This window comes from Streptococcus mutans (assembly GCF_006739205.1).
In the GTDB taxonomy this organism is placed as follows: Bacteria; Bacillota; Bacilli; order Lactobacillales; family Streptococcaceae; genus Streptococcus; species Streptococcus mutans.
In genome coordinates this window covers 1192999-1212362 of record NZ_AP019720.1, presented here as the reverse complement: position 1 = coordinate 1212362, position 19364 = coordinate 1192999, and the positions used below count along the sequence as shown (strand labels likewise).

General features: G+C 38.3%; 16 protein-coding genes. 15 read left to right on the top strand and 1 reads right to left on the bottom strand.

Features of this window, described 5'->3' with window-relative positions:
• Positions 1-84: 84 nt before the first annotated feature.
• Complete coding sequence (gene dexB / locus FNL60_RS06205; RefSeq protein ID WP_002280359.1) at positions 85-1695, top strand: glucan 1,6-alpha-glucosidase DexB; 1611 nt, start codon at positions 85-87, stop codon at positions 1693-1695.
• A gap of 160 nt (positions 1696-1855) precedes the next feature.
• On the opposite strand, the gene FNL60_RS06200 is transcribed toward dexB, so the two are convergent.
• Positions 1856-2854 carry a LacI family DNA-binding transcriptional regulator gene (locus FNL60_RS06200; RefSeq protein WP_002280360.1) on the bottom strand — a complete coding sequence of 333 codons (999 nt, stop codon included), beginning with the start codon at positions 2852-2854 and terminating at the stop codon, positions 1856-1858.
• Between the two features lie 142 nt (positions 2855-2996).
• Here FNL60_RS06200 and FNL60_RS06195 point away from each other — a divergent pair, with 142 nt between their 5' ends.
• The 14 genes from FNL60_RS06195 to FNL60_RS06130 all read left to right on the top strand — a co-directional run bounded on the left by FNL60_RS06195 (position 2997) and on the right by FNL60_RS06130 (position 19354).
• Positions 2997-4169 (top strand): galactokinase, encoded by a 1173-nt coding sequence (locus FNL60_RS06195; RefSeq protein ID WP_002280361.1) that lies wholly within the window; start codon positions 2997-2999, stop codon positions 4167-4169.
• A 4-nt stretch (positions 4170-4173) separates the two neighbouring features.
• Complete coding sequence (gene galT, locus FNL60_RS06190) at positions 4174-5649, top strand: UDP-glucose--hexose-1-phosphate uridylyltransferase (RefSeq protein ID WP_002280362.1); 1476 nt, start codon at positions 4174-4176, stop codon at positions 5647-5649.
• 148 nt (positions 5650-5797) lie between these two features.
• Entirely contained in the window at positions 5798-6799 is a 1002-nt protein-coding gene (gene galE, locus FNL60_RS06185) for a UDP-glucose 4-epimerase GalE (RefSeq protein WP_002269393.1), read from the top strand.
• A 265-nt stretch (positions 6800-7064) separates the two neighbouring features.
• Positions 7065-8144 (top strand): serine hydrolase domain-containing protein, encoded by a 1080-nt coding sequence (locus FNL60_RS06180; protein ID WP_002262882.1) that lies wholly within the window; start codon positions 7065-7067, stop codon positions 8142-8144.
• Positions 8145-8384: 240 nt separating this feature from the next.
• Entirely contained in the window at positions 8385-8888 is a 504-nt protein-coding gene (locus FNL60_RS06175; protein ID WP_002280363.1) for a phosphatase PAP2 family protein, read from the top strand.
• Between the two features lie 162 nt (positions 8889-9050).
• Positions 9051-9656, top strand: coding sequence for a TetR/AcrR family transcriptional regulator (locus FNL60_RS06170; RefSeq protein WP_002280364.1), 606 nt, complete (start codon positions 9051-9053; stop codon positions 9654-9656).
• A 74-nt stretch (positions 9657-9730) separates the two neighbouring features.
• A complete protein-coding gene (locus FNL60_RS06165; RefSeq protein WP_002265102.1) occupies positions 9731-10447 on the top strand; it encodes an ABC transporter ATP-binding protein in 717 nt (238 codons plus the stop codon).
• Positions 10434-11975, top strand: coding sequence for a hypothetical protein (locus FNL60_RS06160; RefSeq protein WP_002280365.1), 1542 nt, complete (start codon positions 10434-10436; stop codon positions 11973-11975). Before FNL60_RS06165 ends, FNL60_RS06160 begins: the two co-directional genes overlap by 14 nt.
• A 108-nt stretch (positions 11976-12083) precedes the next feature.
• Positions 12084-12458, top strand: a complete 375-nt coding sequence (locus tag FNL60_RS06155; RefSeq protein WP_002262891.1) for a DUF1149 family protein — start codon at positions 12084-12086, stop codon at positions 12456-12458.
• A 5-nt stretch (positions 12459-12463) separates the two neighbouring features.
• Complete coding sequence (locus FNL60_RS06150) at positions 12464-13309, top strand: DegV family protein (RefSeq protein ID WP_002266545.1); 846 nt, start codon at positions 12464-12466, stop codon at positions 13307-13309.
• 11 nt (positions 13310-13320) lie between these two features.
• Positions 13321-14088, top strand: coding sequence for a 4-hydroxy-tetrahydrodipicolinate reductase (gene dapB, locus FNL60_RS06145; protein ID WP_002262893.1), 768 nt, complete (start codon positions 13321-13323; stop codon positions 14086-14088).
• Entirely contained in the window at positions 14085-15290 is a 1206-nt protein-coding gene (locus tag FNL60_RS06140; protein ID WP_002266717.1) for a CCA tRNA nucleotidyltransferase, read from the top strand. Before dapB ends, FNL60_RS06140 begins: the two co-directional genes overlap by 4 nt.
• A 2-nt stretch (positions 15291-15292) precedes the next feature.
• The gene (locus FNL60_RS06135; RefSeq protein ID WP_002280366.1) at positions 15293-17161 is read left to right on the top strand and encodes an ABC-F family ATP-binding cassette domain-containing protein; all 1869 of its coding nucleotides are present in this window, start codon (positions 15293-15295) and stop codon (positions 17159-17161) included.
• A gap of 456 nt (positions 17162-17617) precedes the next feature.
• The gene (locus tag FNL60_RS06130) at positions 17618-19354 is read left to right on the top strand and encodes an ABC transporter ATP-binding protein (RefSeq protein ID WP_002280367.1); all 1737 of its coding nucleotides are present in this window, start codon (positions 17618-17620) and stop codon (positions 19352-19354) included.
• Positions 19355-19364 lie beyond the last annotated feature (10 nt).

The following is a 19364-nucleotide window of genomic DNA, read 5'->3' as shown; positions in this document are numbered from 1 at the left end:
GCTTAAATTGTTTTAGATTTTCTCAGTCTCTTTATTAGAACTAAAGAGACTAACATGTCATAATAAATTAAAGGTGGTGATGAGATGCAAAAACATTGGTGGCACAAGGCAACTGTTTATCAAATTTATCCAAAATCTTTTATGGATACAAATGGTGATGGAATTGGTGATCTCAAAGGCATTACGAGTAAATTGGATTATTTGCAAAAGTTAGGGGTTATGGCTATTTGGCTATCTCCAGTTTATGATAGCCCCATGGATGACAATGGCTATGACATTGCGAACTATGAAGCAATTGCGGATATTTTTGGCAATATGGCTGATATGGATAATTTGCTGACGCAGGCAAAAATGCGCGGCATAAAAATCATTATGGATCTAGTGGTTAATCATACCTCAGATGAACACGCTTGGTTTATTGAAGCACGTGAGCATCCAGACAGTTCTGAACGCGATTATTATATTTGGTGTGACCAGCCAAATGATTTGGAATCTATTTTCGGTGGTTCTGCTTGGCAGTATGATGATAAGTCCGATCAATATTATTTGCATTTTTTTAGTAAGAAGCAGCCAGATCTAAACTGGGAAAACGCAAACTTACGTCAGAAAATTTATGATATGATGAATTTCTGGATTGATAAAGGTATTGGTGGCTTTCGGATGGACGTCATTGATATGATTGGGAAAATTCCTGCTCAGCATATTGTCAGTAACGGACCAAAATTGCATGCTTATCTTAAGGAGATGAATGCCGCTAGTTTTGGTCAACATGATCTGCTGACTGTGGGGGAAACTTGGGGAGCAACGCCTGAGATTGCGAAGCAATATTCAAATCCAGTCAATCACGAACTCTCTATGGTTTTTCAATTTGAACATATTGGTCTTCAGCATAAACCAGAAGCTCCTAAATGGGATTATGTGAAGGAACTTAATGTTCCTGCTTTAAAAACAATCTTTAATAAATGGCAGACTGAGTTGGAATTAGGACAGGGGTGGAATTCGTTATTCTGGAATAACCATGACCTGCCTCGTGTTTTATCAATCTGGGGAAATACGGGCAAATATCGTGAGAAGTCTGCTAAAGCACTGGCTATTCTTCTTCACCTTATGCGTGGGACACCTTATATTTATCAAGGTGAAGAGATTGGGATGACCAACTATCCTTTTAAAGATTTAAATGAACTTGATGATATTGAATCCCTTAATTATGCTAAGGAAGCTTTTACAAATGGTAAGTCTATGGAAACTATCATGGACAGTATTCGTATGATTGGCCGTGATAATGCCAGAACACCTATGCAATGGGATGCTTCTCAAAATGCCGGATTTTCAACAGCGGATAAAACATGGCTGCCAGTTAATCCAAACTATAAAGACATAAATGTTCAAGCAGCTCTGAAAAATTCCAATTCTATCTTTTACACCTATCAACAACTCATTCAGCTTCGAAAAGAAAATGATTGGCTAGTAGATGCCGATTTTGAATTGCTCCCTACAGCGGACAAAGTATTTGCCTATTTACGAAAGGTAAGAGAAGAAAGGTATCTTATAGTGGTCAATGTTTCAGATCAGGAAGAAGTTCTAGAGATTGATGTTGACAAACAAGAAACTCTCATTAGCAATACAAATGAAAGCGCTGCTCTTGCCAATCACAAACTCCAGCCTTGGGATGCTTTTTGTATTAAGATAAACTAGGATAAAATAAGAAAACAACAGACGATACCACTTAAAAAGTGACGGCCTGTTGTTTTTTAATGTTTGTATCAAGTAATAAAGCGATTCTGATTGACTATTTGACAGTTTGACATTGTTGATACTGTCAAATGATTTTATTTGAATCAATGTGTCTTGTTTCCTAAATGCTGCTTTCTCTTAATGTCAGCTGAGTGGCCAATCTGGTCATGCTTGGAATAATATGAGGGTTAAGGATTTGTCTGTTGAGGATATCAACAGCAGTACGGCCCATTTCTTTGGTAAAGACAGTAATGCTGGAGAGTGCTGGGAAGACCTGTTTAGTCAAGGCTGTATCGTTAAAAGAAATCAAACTGACACGATTGGGGACAGGAATGTTTGCTTCTTGCAAAGCACGAAGCGCTCCAATGGCTAAGCTATCATTAGCAATAAAAAATGCTTGTGGTAAGTTTTCCTTGAGTTCTTTGATGGCCTTTTTTATCAAATGATAACCAGTCTGTGCTGAAAAGTCCCCAATGAAGATATAGTTTGGATTGTAGATGTCTTGTTCATAGGCATAATTTCGAAAGGTACGAAACCGTTGATCAATGAGCAGTTCTCTGCCATCTGTCGTTTTTTCTTCGCCAGCAATCATACCAATTTTGGTTAAGCCATGATCTAAAAAATAATCTAAAACTTTAACAACAGCATTGTCAAAGTCAGTCATTACGCAAGGATACCCAGCGTTGAGAGTGTCACTGTCAACAAAAACCAGTTTATCGGATAATTTTTTCAGCTCTGCAATTTGATAAGTACTGAATTTACCGATGGCAATGAGACCGACGACATCTGCAGACACTTTACTGATATCGTTATCAAAATAACGGACAATATCATAATCTAATTCCTGAGCACGCTTTTCAATACCGATACGAATAGAATAGTAATAAAGATCGTTGAGTTCTTCCTGCTGACTGTACCATTGCACGATAGCAATTTTTTGTCTGACCTGAGGAGAATTAGTGGTTTTTAAATGCTTCTGATAACCAAGCTCATCAGCAACCGTTAAAATACGATGCTTAGTCTTTTGACTGACAGATAAGGTTTCATCTTTGTTCAATACTCTGGAAACCGTTGCCTGAGAAACTTTTGCTAATTTTGCAATGTCTTTTAATGTAGCCATTATCATCCTTCCTTCTCATTTCAGTATAACAAAAGTAAAGGAAAAAGAAAATAAATTTAGTAAAATTTTAGTAAAAATATTGACCTCAGATTTCTAAGATTATAAAATAGATTTGTAAAATCAGAAGTTAGAAAGGATTCTTATGAAAAAACAAGAATTAAACCAAGCCTTTACTCACGTTTTTGGAAGAGAAGCAGACGCTACTTTTTTCTCACCGGGACGTATCAATCTTATTGGAGAGCATACCGATTATAATGGCGGTCGTGTCTTTCCCGCAGCAATCACCTTGGGAACATACGGTGCAGCTCGTAAACGTGATGATAAATTACTCCGCTTTTACTCCGCTAACTTTGAAGAACTTGGTATTATTGAAATCAGTCTTGATCATCTTATATTTGATAAGAAGGATAGTTGGACGAATTATCCTAAAGGCGTCATCAAATACTTGCAAGAAGCAGGGCACTCGATTGACAATGGTATGGATGTCTATGTTTTTGGAAATATTCCAAATGGTTCTGGGCTATCTTCATCTTCATCTCTTGAATTGTTGATTGGGATTATGGCTGAAGAGTTGTTTGATCTTAAACTTGATCGTCTTGATTTAGTAAAAATTGGGAAAAGAACTGAAAATGACTTTATCGGTGTTAATTCAGGAATCATGGATCAATTTGCTATTGGTATGGGAGCTGAAAAGAAGGCTATTTATCTTGATACGAAGACTTTGGAATATGATCTTGTACCGCTTGACCTTGGTGACAATGTTATTGTTATTATGAATACCAACAAACGCCGTGAGTTGGCTGACTCGAAATATAATGAGCGCCGTACGGAATGTGAAAAAGCAGTCGAAGAATTGAATGTTCTTCTTGACATCAAGTCTCTTGGTGAATTGGATGAAGAAACTTTTGACGAATATGCTTATCTCATCAAGGATGCTAAGCGTATCAAACGCGCTCGCCATGCAGTTTCTGAAAATCAAAGAACTCTGAAAGCTAAGAAAGCCCTTGCAGCTGGTGATTTGGAGAAATTTGGACGATTGATCAATGCCTCGCATGTTTCTCTGGAACATGACTATGAAGTAACAGGGATTGAACTTGACACGCTGGCTCATACCGCTTGGGAACAAGAAGGTGTTCTGGGCGCTCGTATGACAGGAGCTGGTTTTGGCGGCTGCGGCATTGCTATTGTTGCCAAAGATAAGGTTGCAGCCTTAAAAGAAAATGTCGGTCGCATTTACACTGAAACAGTAGGTTACGCGCCAGCCTTTTATATCGCAGAAATCGCAGGCGGCAGTCGTGTTCTCTCAAGGAAATAAAACGATGACAGCATTACTAGATACTTTTGTTAGTAAAATTATTGAAAATAGTGACTATGCTGAATTGGATGCTACCTACCTTAGCAATCGTATTCTTGCTTTGGTTGGTGAAGATAATGCTCAGCAGGATACAAACCAAAGCAACCTCATTGCTCTTAAGGATGAATTGGTTGATTTGGCTGTTGTGAACAGTAAAGTTGGCGACTTAGCTGAAGAGAAAGATTGCTTGGGAGCGGAGTTAATGAACTTCATCACGCCAATTCCAAGTCAGGTCAATCAAGCTTTCTGGGATACTTATGCAAAATCTCCTCAGAAAGCTATCAAAGATTTCTATGAACTCAGTAAGCGTAACAACTATATTAAAGTGACCGCTATTGCTAAAAATATTGCTTTCACAACGTCATCAGTTTATGGAGATATTGACATTACTATCAATTTGTCAAAACCTGAAAAGGATCCTAAAGCTATTGCAGCGGCTAAGTTAGCTAAGACTTCCAATTATCCCAAGTGCCAACTTTGCATGGAAAATGAAGGCTATCAGGGTAGGATTAATTATCCTGCTCGTGCCAACCATCGCATTATCCGTATGAATTTGGGTAATGAGAAATGGGGTTTCCAGTATTCTCCTTACGCTTATTTCAACGAGCACTGCATTTTTCTCAACACTGAGCATGTACCTATGGTGATTAGCCAGAACACTTTTAGACAGCTCCTTGACATTGTAGACATCTTCCCGGGTTATTTTGCGGGTTCTAACTCAGATTTGCCTATTGTCGGTGGCTCTATCTTAAGTCACAATCATTATCAAGGCGGCCGTCACATTTTTCCTATGGAAATAGCAGAGTTGGATAGCGTGTTTCATTTCAAAGACTTTCCAGATGTGACAGCAGGTATTGTCAAGTGGCCTATGTCAGTTATCAGACTGCGTGGAGCAAACAAGTATAGCTTGGTGGAATTGGCTGAAATCATTCGTCTGGCTTGGCGTAACTATTCTGATGATACGATGAACATTCTTGCATTTACAGGTGATACACCGCATCACACTGTGACACCGATTGCTCGAAAACGCGATGGACAATTTGAGCTGGATATTGTTTTACGTGACAATCATACGACAGCAGAGTATCCTGACGGAGTTTATCATCCTCATGTTGATGTGCAGCATATTAAGAAAGAAAATATCGGGCTGATTGAGGTTATGGGCTTAGCCATTTTACCGCCAAGACTGAAAAAAGAGCTGGCAGAAGTTGAAAAATACGTGTTAAACCAGTATAATGAAATGGCCGATTACCACAAAGACTGGGCTGATGCCATTAAGGCTAGTCATCCAGAAACGAGTTCAGAAACCGTTTCAGAAGTTGTCAAACAAGCTGTTGGGAGAACCTTTGTCCGTGTCTTGGAAGACGCAGGTGTCTACAAACGTAATAGACAGGGGCAAGCAGCTTTCATGCGGTTTGTAGAGAGTATTGGAGTGAAGTAAAAAAGAAAGGAAGGGTTGGTTCTAGCTTTGTTGGTTAGAATTGAACCCGCCCTAGCGACTGTGCAGAAAAGACAACCTTTTTTAGATGCAGGTGTCTGCGTCAAGTTTCCTTTTTTGCTCTGTCGTTTACGGGCTTGGTATCTTAATTATGGCTATTTTAGTTTTAGGTGGAGCTGGTTATATTGGTTCACACATGGTTGACCGTCTTATTGAAAAAGGTGAGGAAGAGGTTGTTGTCGTTGATAGTTTGGTGACGGGTCACCGTGCAGCAGTACACCCAGCTGCTAAGTTTTATCAAGGTGATTTAGCAGATCGAGAGTTTATGAGTATGGTTTTTAGAGAAAATCCTGATGTGGATGCCGTTATTCACTTTGCAGCTTATTCTTTGGTTGCAGAGTCCATGAAAAAGCCCCTCAAGTATTTTGACAACAACACCGCAGGCATGATTAAACTCTTGGAAGTCATGAGTGAATTTGGTGTCAAATATATCGTCTTTTCATCAACAGCAGCAACCTATGGTATTCCTGATGAAATTCCAATCAAGGAAACAACACCGCAGCGTCCGATTAATCCATACGGTGAGAGTAAACTCATGATGGAAACCATTATGAAATGGTCTGACCGGGCCTACGGTATCAAGTTTGTGCCACTTCGCTATTTCAATGTGGCTGGTGCAAAACCAGATGGCTCAATCGGTGAAGATCACAGTCCTGAAACACATCTACTGCCAATCATTTTGCAGGTTGCTCAAGGCGTGCGTGAGAAAATCATGATTTTTGGTGATGATTATAACACGCCAGATGGTACCAATGTGCGCGATTATGTACACCCTTTTGATTTGGCGGATGCTCACCTGCTTGCTCTTAACTATCTGCGCCAAGGCAATCCATCAACGGCCTTTAACTTGGGATCATCAACAGGATTTTCAAATCTTCAAATTTTAGAAGCCGCTCGTAAAGTTACGGGACAGAAAATCCCTGCAGAAAAAGCAGCTCGCCGTTCGGGAGATCCAGATACTTTGATTGCATCTTCAGAAAAAGCACGTGAGGTGCTTGGCTGGAAACCGCAATTTGATGACATTGAAAAAATCATTGCCTCCGCTTGGGCATGGCATTCCAGCCATCCAAAGGGTTATGATGACAGAGACTGAGTTTTAATGACAGAGTTTCATTTGAAAAAGCAGTAGAATAGTTAGAAACAAGCTTATAAATAGTGGATCTTGGAATTTGCAGTTTTTAATTGAAATGGCTAAAACATATATGAACAGCTGTAATTTAAGGAAATCTAATTTCTAAAAACTTTGCCTATGGAAAATCTCTAGCTAGACTTTATTTATTCTGAATACTTATTTTTTATGAAATTAAAGCAAAAATGAGGTATAATAGAGAGTACCTAGAGGAATAGGAGGGTATTTTGTGGGAGAAAGAAAATTTAGCATGCGATTTCTTGTCTTTCTCATCGCATTTTTTGCTGCTTTCTATAAATTTATCGAGACTGAACGGATTGATTCAAATACAGTTGCTGTAAACCCTGATTCGCTCATTTTAAAGCGATTTTTAAAAACAAATCAATTAAATGGGATCATGATTGTGACGGGGCCAGATGGTAAGGCTCAAGTATTTTCAAATCAAAGCAAGGTAGATGGCAGTCCTGTTTCAATTAAGGATTATTTTCCTCTTGCTTCTTTACAAAAATTGATAACAGGGGTGGCTATCCAACAATTAATTGATAAAGGAAAACTGTCTTTAAACACACCTTTAAGCAAATATTATCCTCAAATTGAAAATAGTGAAAATATCACGATACAAAATTTACTTACCCACACAAGCGGTTTGGCAGATCGAAAAGAAGTTCCTCAGCAAGTGCTGACAACTCAAGAGCAGCAATTGGATTTTTCATTGACCAATTATCGCGTAACTTATCGAAAGAAATGGAAGTATGCTAACATTAATTATGCTTTGCTAGCTGGCATTATCAGTCAAATTAGCGGTCAAAATTATGCGACTTATGTTCGTCAACACTTCTTAACAGCTGGTAAGGGTTGGCATTTTAAAAAGTACATTCAAATAAAAGATAAGTCCAAGTTAGCTGCCTTGTCAGTGATGGATCAAAGTACGACTTGGGATAAGCTGTCAAAAGAAGTGACATCTACCTTTGGAGCTGGTGATTATGCTTCTAGGCCAGTGGATTATTGGAAATTTATGATGGCTTTTATTAATGACCAATTTGTTCCTGTCAGCGAATACCAACGTTCTATGAAAATGACTTCTAAGAGCTATTATGGCGGCCTCTATATCAGCCAAAAGATGCTGCATGCAAATGGTGGCGGCTTTGATACTTACTCTTGTTTTGCTTATTCAAATCCTAAAACCAAACAGGTCATGGTTTTGTTTATCACAAACGGTAAGTATAAACGGGTCAAATCCTTAGCAGCTAAAGCCTTTAAACTATATGCAGATTCGTATGCGCTGAGGAAAAATGAAACGTCAAAATAAAAAGACAAGGGACAGTACCATTTAAAAAGCGGTACTGTTTTTATTTGTTTTTCATTGCTATTATTTTCCTATCACTTACCATCAGGAAATCTAAAATGCCCTTTTTTTAATTTAGAGACAGTCACTTTTTCTCTTACAAGCTTAGAAATGCTATAATAACTATAAATGATTCAATCAAAAAACGAATAAGTTCTAAAACCCATGAAAGATTTGTGCTTTAAGAAGGTACATAGAGATAAGATGAAAAATTATGCAGAGTTTTATGAGAAACTGACAAAGCCAATCAAAACAAGAAGTAAATGGCTTTATTTTGTAAAAGCAGTCAATTCTTTAATAACCAGAATAATGCCCTTTATTTATCTGATACTTTTACTTTACCTTTTTTGGACTCGAAAGAATGGGATGGCTTTAATACCTTTTGTTTTCATTCCGGGAACATCCTTTATATTATTGTCATTAATTAGAAAGATATTAAATCAGCCAAGACCTTATGAAAGGTGGACGATCAGTCCGTTAATCATTAAGGACGCTAAGGGACAGTCCATGCCCAGCCGTCATGTCTTTTCGGCAGTGGTGATTAGTGTTTGTGTTCTACGTGTGACCACTTGGGCTGGAATCTTTTTATTAATCTTATCCGCCATACTAGCCTTTTGTCGTGTTCTAGGCGGTGTTCATTACCCCAAAGATGTTGTAGTGGGCTATATCATTGGTCTTATAGCAGGAAGCCTGCTCTTTTTGGTTTAAGTGATTTTAGCAAACTAAATTTTAAAGAATTAGTTGAAAAATGTGGGATTAAAATTTGAAGTAAGGAGCACTTTTTAGAGGTGCTCCTTATTTTAATTTCGTAATTGACAAATTGTCAGTCGCGCTATATAATACTGATAAAAGTAATTAGGAGGCTTGTCTATGCGAGATGTTAAAGCGCCTGAGGTTCGCCGACAAGAAATCATGGAAGCAGCACTGCAGATTTTTATGGAGAAGGGCTACCTTGAGACAAGGACACAGGATATTATTGACAAAGTCAAGATTTCGCGTGGTCTGCTCTATTATCATTTTAAAAATAAAGAAGACATTCTCTACTGTTTAATTGAAAAATATTCTCAACCTGTCATCCAGCGTTTGGCCAAGATTAGTCAAGATAAGAAGCTGACTGCTAAGGACAAACTGCGCACCTTCTTTGAAGCGACACAAATTGGATCAACCGATCATACTAAGGAGAATGCAGGCTTACAAGAGATTGTCGATCTAGAACAAAATCGTTATCTAATGGACCGTCTGGCTCATGAGATTATTGATCTCTCAAGTGACTATTTGGCTCATATCCTAGAGCAAGGCAATGAAGAAGGTCTCTTAGCTCTGTCTCACCCACAGGCTTTGGCTCGTATCCTCATGACTGCCTATACCTTCACCGCTAATGAGCTGACAACCCTCAGGGATAAAAAGAAGGCAGAGGATTATTGGTTTACTTTTGAGCATTTGCTCAATTGTACTTTGCAAGTTAATTTATTTTAATTAGCCGATGATATCATCGGTTTGATTTAGGTTTGTGACTGACATTTTGTCAGTTATCTTTGAAAGGAGATATTATGTTGGAAATCAATCATTTAAGAAAGATTTATAAAGGATCCAATAAAGGCATTCAAGATTTAAATTTGACTTTGGAAGCAGGAGATATCTGTGCTTTTATCGGTTCTAATGGAGCAGGTAAATCCACTTCCCTCAAATCTATTGTGGGTATTTATGCTTTTGATAGCGGACAAATTTTATTGGATGGCATTGATCTTTCGAAAAATCCTCAGTCTTTTAAGCAGAATTTGGGCTATGCGCCGGATAATCCTGATCTTTATGAAAATCTACGAGGCTATGAATTTTTGAATTTCATTGCTTCTATCTATAGCCTACCGCAAGAGTCATTTGTAAAGAGGGTGAAATATTTAGCCAAAGAGTTGGATTTGGAGGAGGATCTATCTCGTTTGATTTCCACTTATTCACATGGTATGAAGCAGCGTCTGGTGCTCATTTCTCTTTTTCTGCATAATCCTGCCTTGATTGTTTTAGATGAGCCTTTTGTTGGCTTGGATCCTAATGCTACTTATTTTTTAGTCAATGAGCTGAGAAAAAGAGCAGCAGCGGGTGCTATTATTATCTATTCAACCCATGTTTTGGAGGTAGCTGAAAAACTTTGCAATAAGCTTGTTCTCATTGATAAGGGACAGGTTAAAATCAGTGACAGCATGAGTTCGGTCACTAAAGAGCAGACACTCAGTGCTATCTTTAGGAGGGTGACACATGCCAAAAACTAATTTAATCTATCTATTAATTCTCAGGTATAAAAATCGCTTGGGGTTATCTAAGTTAAGAGATTCTGATGCTTCTATCCGAGCTCATGCCTTACTAACAATCAGTGGTTATACAATAGCTCTTCTATTGCTTTTGAGCTATTTTCTCTTGTTACCGCTGCAGATGAAAGCGGAGCAGGAACTTACTCAAGTGATGTCTTATGCAACAGGTTTACTCTTTTGGACGCTGAGCTTTTGGTCAGTCTTGACGGGTTTCTCCAATTTGATAAAAAGCAGTGATAGGGACTTTATCTTTAGCCTTCCTCTTTTGTCTTGGCAGGCTAAGTTGGCTAATTTTATCTCTCAATACATCTTAAGGCTTGCTTTGTCCCTTCTCATTTTACTGCCTACTCAGATCGTTTTATATTTCTTATCTCCTTTTCCTTTGATTAATCTAGGGCTCGTCCTTTTAATTTCTCTGATTCTTCCTGCCTTGTCTTTTATTTTCCCGCTGATTTTAGCTATTCTAATTAAAATGCTTTTGAGGTCACTGAGCCTCAAAAGTTCCTTCATAGAATCTCTCTTGCTTTTCTCGCTGACAGCCTTTCCTCTTATTTTTAGTTATGTCCAGACAGGATTGGGGAACGCTAAGTTGGGACTTATCCATGTTTCTATCCTTCCTTTTTCCCTCTTGGAAAATATCAGTCGAGACCAGCTTTTCTTTATCCTTGTTCTAGTCATTGTGACTCTAATGATAACAGCAATAGTCCTTTTCTTTTTGGTAAAACAATACGATTATCTATCTGACTTGCTTGCCAGTAGGAAAAATGAGAAGAAGCACTCTTACAGTCTACAGACAAGATCGAAACTAACCGCTCTTTTTCGCAATGAAGTTAGTCGTTATCTTTCTTCTTTTACCTATGTCAGCAATACCATTCTTGCTCCGTTTTTGTTGATTATTATCGGATTTCTCCCCATGGTAAAAGGACTGAATATAATGAAGGGAGTCTCTTTGCCTAATCTGACGATCATCATCGCAAAACCGCAACTTTATTTGCTGGTCTTTATTGTTTGCTCCAGTCTAACAACAACAACTTCTTGCAGCTTTTCCATAGAAGGAAAGAGAGTCTGGCTAATCAAGTCCCTTCCGATTTCCATCGCTCAGCTCAGTTTTATTAAGTTTTCTCTTAATATGCTCTTGCTTTTGCCGGGCTTGATACTGGCTTCCGTCAGTCTCATCTATTCTTTTCCCTTGCATCTCTGGATAGCAGGACAAGCCATTTTCTTTTTAGTGGTTAATAGTTGCTTTATTTCTCTTGTAGGTTTATATATCAATCTACAGCATCCCAATTATCAATGGGAAAATGAAATGGAAGTTGTTAAACAGGGCTTTGCAACCATTGTGACAGCGCTTATTAGTCTATTTATCATCGGAGTTAGTGCTGCTTTGCTCATTTTTACAGGTTTTTCTTATTTTTGTATTTTATTAATAGTGGAAGTATTCTTTGTTTTTTATATGATTATTACTATTTGCAAGAAAGAAGATTGGTGATTAAGGAGATTGCACAGCTGGTTTTCTAAAGAAATTCTAGCGGGGTCTTCTTTCACTTTACACTTAATTATGCTATAATGAGTGGTAATGTAAAACAAGGAGATAACAATGGAAATTGTACGTCAAAAGGAATTTGTTAACCAATATCATTATGATGCCAGAAATTTAGAATGGGAAAAAGAGAACGGGACACCTGAAACAGATGTTGAAGTGACTTTTCAATTAGTTGAAAAAAATGAAGAGTTAAATGAAACGACTGTTGTGGCCGTTTTGCAATTCATGATTGTCCGTGATGAGTTTGTTCTAAGCGGTGTTCTTTCACAAATGGTTAAGATTAAAGACCGTTTGGTTAATCAGCCAAGTGAATTTTCACAAGAGGAAGTTGCGACTTTAGCGGCGCCTCTGCTTGATATTTTAAAACGCATGACCTATGAAGTGACTGAAATTGCGCTTGATAAAGAAGGCGTTAGCTTGGAGTTCTAAAAAAGATGAAATTAGCTGTAATTACTGATTCATCAGTCTACCTTCCTCAAGACTTTGTTCAAAGAGAAGATCTTTTTATCCTTGATATTGATATTACTATTGATGGAAAGACATATATTGAAGGTAAAAATCTATCTCTTGATGAATTCTATACTAAGATGGCTGCTTCCAAGGAATTACCCAAGACGAGCCAGCCTAATTTGGCTGAGTTAGATGATTTATTGACCAACTTGGAAGAAGAAGCCTATACCCATGTTATCGGTCTTTTTCTGTCTGGTGGCATTTCGGGATTTCACCAAAATATTCAATATCTAATTGCTGAACATGATAAGCTTGAAATTGCCTTTCCTGATACTAAAATTACTTCCAGTCCTATGGGATTAATGGTAATGGAGGCTTTGAAGTGGGGCAGGGAAGAAATAGCTTTTGAGCAGATTTTGGTCAATCTTCAAGTGATGATTGATAAAACCAATGCTTTTATTATGGTTGACGATCTGAATCATCTGGTTAAAGGCGGCCGTTTGTCAAATGGTTCGGCTCTCTTAGGTAATCTTTTGAGTATCAAACCTATCCTTTATTTTACGGATGGCAGGATTGAAGTTTTTGAGAAAGTTAGAACTGAGAAAAAAGCGATTAAGCGTTTAATCTCTATTATAGATGAGGTTACTGCTGATGGGTCTTATATGGTCTATATTATTCATGCCAATGCTAGAGGTAAGGCAGAAGATTTGCAGAAGCGTTTAGTTGATCATGGTTATACAAAGAATCTTGCCATTGTTCCTTTCAATGGTGTTATTGCAACCCATCTGGGTGAGGGAGCTATTGCACTTGGTGCTATACCAATTATTTAAGGAGATAGGAAATGAGTATTAAAGTTATTGTTGCAGGTTTTAAAGGCAGAATGGGGTCAACAGCTGTTGATATGATTAAAAATGATAGCGAGCTTGAATTGGCAGCACTTTTGGATCCTTTTGCAGCTGAAAAAGAAATTGATGGAGTGCCTGTCTTTACGGATAAGAGTGACCTTGTTGGCCTTGATGCTGAGGTTTGGGTTGATTTTACTATCCCTAAAGTCGCTTATGAAAATACACATTTTGCCCTTGAAAATGGTTTTCGTCCAGTTGTGGGAACAACAGGTTTTACGCAAGAGCAGATTGCAGATTTAATGACTTTGTCTGCTGATAAAAAATTGGGCGGTTTGATTGCACCAAATTTTGCTATTGGAGCTGTTTTGCTGATGGAATTTGCTGCTAAGGCTTCTAAGTATTTCCCTGATCTTGAAATCATTGAATTGCATCATGATAAGAAAAAAGATGCTCCAAGCGGAACAGCAGTTAAAACAGCTGAGCTTATTCGAGAAGCACGTGCTTATAAAAAACAGGGGGCAGCAGATGAAGAAGAAACGCTAGTTGGTGCACGCGGTGCTGAATTTGATGGTTTTAGAATTCATAGTGTTCGTTTGCCGGGGCTTGTTGCTCACCAAGAGGTCATCTTTGGTGCCCAAGGAGAAGGTTTGACGCTGCGTCATGATTCTTATGATCGGATTTCTTTTATGAGTGGTGTTAATTTAGGAATCAAAGAAGTGGTACAGCGAGAGCAGCTCGTTTATGGTTTGGAACATTTACTATGAGATTAAAACATTTGCCTTCTGAATTTCAGGAGGCTTTACCAGTATTAGAGAAAATTAAGGCAGCAGGATTTGAAGCTTATTTTGTTGGCGGCAGTGTTCGTGATGTCCTTTTAGGGCATCCTATTCATGATGTTGACATTGCTAGCAGTTCTTATCCTGAAGAGACGAAAAAAATTTTTCCTCGGACGGTTGATATTGGCATTGAACACGGAACTGTTTTGGTTTTAGAGAATGGTCATGACTATGAAGTGACAACTTTTCGTACCGAAGATCTTTATGTTGATTATCGCAGACCCAGTCAGGTCTCTTTTGTACGTTCTTTAGAAGAGGATCTCAAACGGCGTGACTTTACTATCAATGCTTTTGCGCTTGATGAAAAGGCTAATATTATTGATAAATTTAATGGTCTAGTGGACTTGGAGCAAAAGATTTTACGGGCAGTCGGCAATGCTGCTGAACGTTTCAATGAAGATGCCTTGCGTATTATGCGTGGTTTGCGCTTTGCTGCTCAATTAAATTTCGATATTGAGAAAAAAACGTTCATAGCTATGAGAGAACATGCGCCCTTGCTGGAAAAAATTTCTGTAGAGCGCTCTTTTATTGAGTTCGACAAGCTCTTACGGGCTCCTTATTGGCGTAAGGGGATAAATTGTTTAATTGCCAGTCAAGCTTATGATTATCTGCCTATATTGCAAAGTACTGCGGATAAGTGGCAGCAGCTGTTGACGGATTTGCCAGAGGATTTCACTTTTTCAACCTCTGAACAAGCTTGGGCGGCAGTACTGTTGTATTTGAATGTTGAAAATCCTAGATCTTTCTTAAAAAGTTGGAAAACCTCTAATGATTTTCAAAAAACGGTGGAAAAACTTCTAGCTATTTATAGATTGCGCGAGGATAGACAAATCAAAAAAACTGATGTTTACCAATATAGTGCAACTTTGTTAACCCTTGTTGAAGAATTGCGTCAAGCTCAGGGTTTAGCAGTTGATTTTGAGCACATTAAAGAGCTGGATGAAGCTTTAACCATTCATGACAAGCATGAAATTGTTGTTAAGGGTGGCGATTTGATGGCGGCCTTTGATTTGAAACCAGGACCAGACTTAGGAAAAATCTTGAACCAAATTGAAAGTTTTATTGTTGCTGGAAATTTAGCCAATGAACGACAAGCAATTTTGGATTTTGTCAGAAAGGAAATCGACTAAGAATGAGTGATTTTATTGTTGAACGGTTAAGCAAAACAGTTAGCGATAAGACTGTCTTTCAGAATATTTCTTTTATTATCCATGATAAGGATCGTATTGGAATCATTGGTGTCAATGGGACTGGAAAGACCACTCTTCTTGATGTTATCTCTGGTAGATTAGGATTTGATGGCGACAACTCACCTTTTTCTGCTAAAAACGACTATAAGATGGCTTATCTAACGCAAGAACCTGTTTTTAATGAGACGAAGACAATTCTTGATACAGTCTTGTCATCAGATTTGCGGGAAATGCAGCTCATTCACACTTATGAATCGTTCATGGCCAATTATGATGAAGCTAATCAGGAGCAATTGGAAAAGGTTATGGCAGAAATGGATGCTCTAGATGTCTGGTCTATTGAAAGTGAAGTCAAAACTGTTTTGTCTAAATTAGGGATTTCTGATTTATCGCAAAAGGTTGGTAACCTGTCAGGCGGCTTGAAGCGGCGCGTGCAATTAGCTCAGGTTTTACTAAATGATGCAGACTTGCTTTTGCTGGATGAGCCGACCAATCACCTTGATATTGATACCATTGCTTGGCTGGCTAATTTTTTAAAAAACAGCAAAAAAACGGTTCTTTTTATTACGCATGATCGCTATTTCTTGGACAGTATTGCCAGCCGTATTTTTGAATTGGATAGGGCGCATTTGATTGAATATCAGGGCAATTATCAAGATTATGTGCGCCTGCGTGCAGAACAGGATGAACGCGACGCGGCAGCTTTACATAAGAAAAAGCAGCTCTACAAACAAGAACTGGCTTGGATGCGTAGGCAGCCACAGGCGCGTGCGACAAAACAAGAAGCGCGTATCAATCGTTTTAAGAATTTAAAATCAGACTTATCTGGTATGGATACTTCTTCTGATCTTGAAATTAATTTTCAAACCAGTCGTATCGGAAAAAAGGTTATCAATTTTGAACAGGTAGACTTTGCTTATCCCGATAAAACGATTTTGACACATTTTAATTTACTCATTCAAAACAAAGACCGAATTGGCATTGTTGGCGAAAATGGGGTTGGAAAATCAACTCTTTTACATTTAATGAATGGCGACTTGCAGCCAAATTCTGGAAAGCTGGATATTGGTGAGACGGTTCGTATTGGCTATTTCTCCCAGCAAATCAATGATATGGACGAAAACAAGCGTGTGATTAACTATTTGCAGGAAGTGGCAGATGAGGTTACAACAGCTGTTGGGATAAGCAGTGTGACTAGTCTCTTAGAGCAATTTCTCTTCCCGCGCTCGACACACGGAACACTTATTTCTAAGTTGTCAGGCGGTGAGAAGAAACGTCTTTATTTACTCAAAATCCTAATTGAAAAGCCCAATGTCTTGCTCTTAGATGAGCCGACCAACGACCTTGATATTGCAACTTTGACAGTTCTTGAGAGTTTCTTGCAGGATTTTTCTGGTCCTGTCATTACGGTTAGTCATGACCGTTATTTTTTAGACAAAGTAGCCAATAAAATCCTCGCTTTTGAACATAATGCTATCCGTGAATTTTTTGGCAATTATACCGATTATTTAGATGAGAAAGCGTTTGAAAAAGACAGTTCTGCCATGGTAGTCAAAAAAGAAGCAGCAAAGGTTGAGAAAGAAAAGTCAGAGCGTAAACGCATGTCTTATTTTGAAAAGCAAGAATGGGCGACGATTGAAGATGATATAACAGCTTTAGAGGAAAGAATCGAAAACATTGAGGCGACCATGCAGGAACATGCTTCAGATTATGGTCAGCTGGCTGGTTTGCAGCGTGATTTAGATACTGCCAATGAGCAGCTCCTTGAAAAATATGAGCGTTATGAATACTTGAGCGAACTGGAGAAATAATGCAGCAGTAGCTGCGCTTATTTTCCATTCTTTGGAAAAAGAGACTTTAGCTATTCTGGGAACGGCTTGTTTTGATTCCTACTTAGATGGCTAGCTACTATCAATCTATTCCTAGAGTAGTTTATTTTGTCTTGAAAGATTATAGTCAGATTGTTGGAACTGGAGGATTTGCTCCAGTTTTTCTGGCTGTTGCTGAGCTGTAAAAATGGTATTTGGTGTATGATTGACTGTTAAGACCAAGGTCTATCCAGTATGCTCTTAAAGTCTATCTTTGAAGAAGCTAGTAAGAAGATTTTCACATAATTTATCTTAAAAGTTTCGATCAGCTAGCTCAGACTGTTAAGGTTTATAAACATTTTGAGTTTATATTTTTAGAAAAGCCATTTGCAAATGACGCTAACTACATTGCTATGGGATGTGTGAATGATAAAAAATTTATAAAAGAAAGGAAATAAGATGATATATATTTGGTCTTATTTAAAAAAATATCCCAAATGGTTACTATTGGACATTCTTGGTGCCCTTTTATTTGTTGTTGTCAATTTGGGCTTACCGACAGCTCTGGCACGAATGATTGATCAAGGGATCACACCGGCTGATAAACAAGCTCTTTATTTTTGGGCTTTTATTATGTTTATCATTGTTCTTTTAGGAATAGTCGGGCGTATTACCCTAGCCTATGCTTCTGGCAGATTAACCACGACCATGATTCGCGATATGCGCAATGATATGTATGATAAATTGCAAGAGTACTCCCATCACGAATATAAGAAAATTGGTGTCTCTTCCTTGGTTACACGTATGACCAGTGACGCCTTTGTACTTATGCAATTTGCAGAAATGTCCTTGCGGATGGGAATTGTTACCCCCTTGATGATGGTCTCAAGTGTTATTATGGTTTTGGTGACTAGCCCATCTTTGGCTTGGATTGTAGTATTTGCTATTCCTTTTTTGATACTGGTGATTTATTATGTTGCGGCAAAAACACGCCCTTTGTCTGAAAAGCAGCAAAATACGCTTGACAAGATTAATCAGTACGTTCGTGAAAACTTAACGGGTCTACGTGTTATTCGTGCCTTTGCGCGTGAAAATTTTCAAGAAGAACGCTTTGACTTAAAAAACAGAGGTTATGAAAAGACTTCTAACAGACTATTTAAATTAACCGGACTCACAGAAGCCCTATTTGTTCAGATTATTATTATCATGATAGTAGCTATTGTCTGGTTTTCATTAGATCCGCTTAAGCAAGGGACTATCAAGATTGGTGATCTGGTTGCTTTTATTGAGTATAGTTTTCATGCTCTCTTTTCTTTTTTAATATTTGCTAATATTTTCACTATGTATCCGCGAATGGCTGTATCTAGCAAACGTATCCAAGAGGTAATGGCTATGCCTATTTCCATTGATCCCAATATAAATGGCATTAAGGAGACTAAATCCAAAGGCTATTTGGAATTTGACAATGTGACCTTTGCCTATCCCGGTGAGACCGAAAGTCCTGTCTTGCATGATATTTCTTTTAAAGCTAGACCGGGAGAAACGATTGCTTTTATTGGCAGTACAGGTTCAGGAAAGTCGTCGCTTGTTAATTTGATTCCCCGTTTTTATGATGTAACTTTGGGTCGGATTCTGGTTGATGGTGTGGATGTCCGTGACTATAATCTTAAGGCTCTGCGTCAGAAAATTGGTTTTATTCCGCAAAAAGCGCTGCTATTTACTGGAACCATTGGAGAAAATCTTAAGTATGGGAAAAAGGATGCTAGTTTGGCTGAACTGCATTCAGCTGCTGATATTGCACAAGCTAAAGAATTCATCGAAAGTCGAGCTGAGAAATTTGATAGCCACTTAGCAGAAGGCGGCAGCAATCTTTCAGGGGGACAGAAGCAGCGCTTGTCTATTGCGCGTGCAGTTGTTAAGAAACCAGATATCTATATTTTTGATGATTCCTTTTCAGCCTTAGATTATAAGACGGATAGTCTCCTGCGTCAGCGTTTGAAAGAAGTGACAGGCAATTCAACAGTGCTCATTGTAGCCCAACGTGTCGGAACTATTATGAATGCTGACCAGATTATTGTACTGGATGAAGGAGAAATTGTTGGTCGCGGCAGCCATGATGAACTCATGAAGTCCAATGCCATTTATCGTGAAATTGCCAACTCACAGCTCAATCAGCAAAGTTTAACGCAAGAGTAAAGGAGGTCTC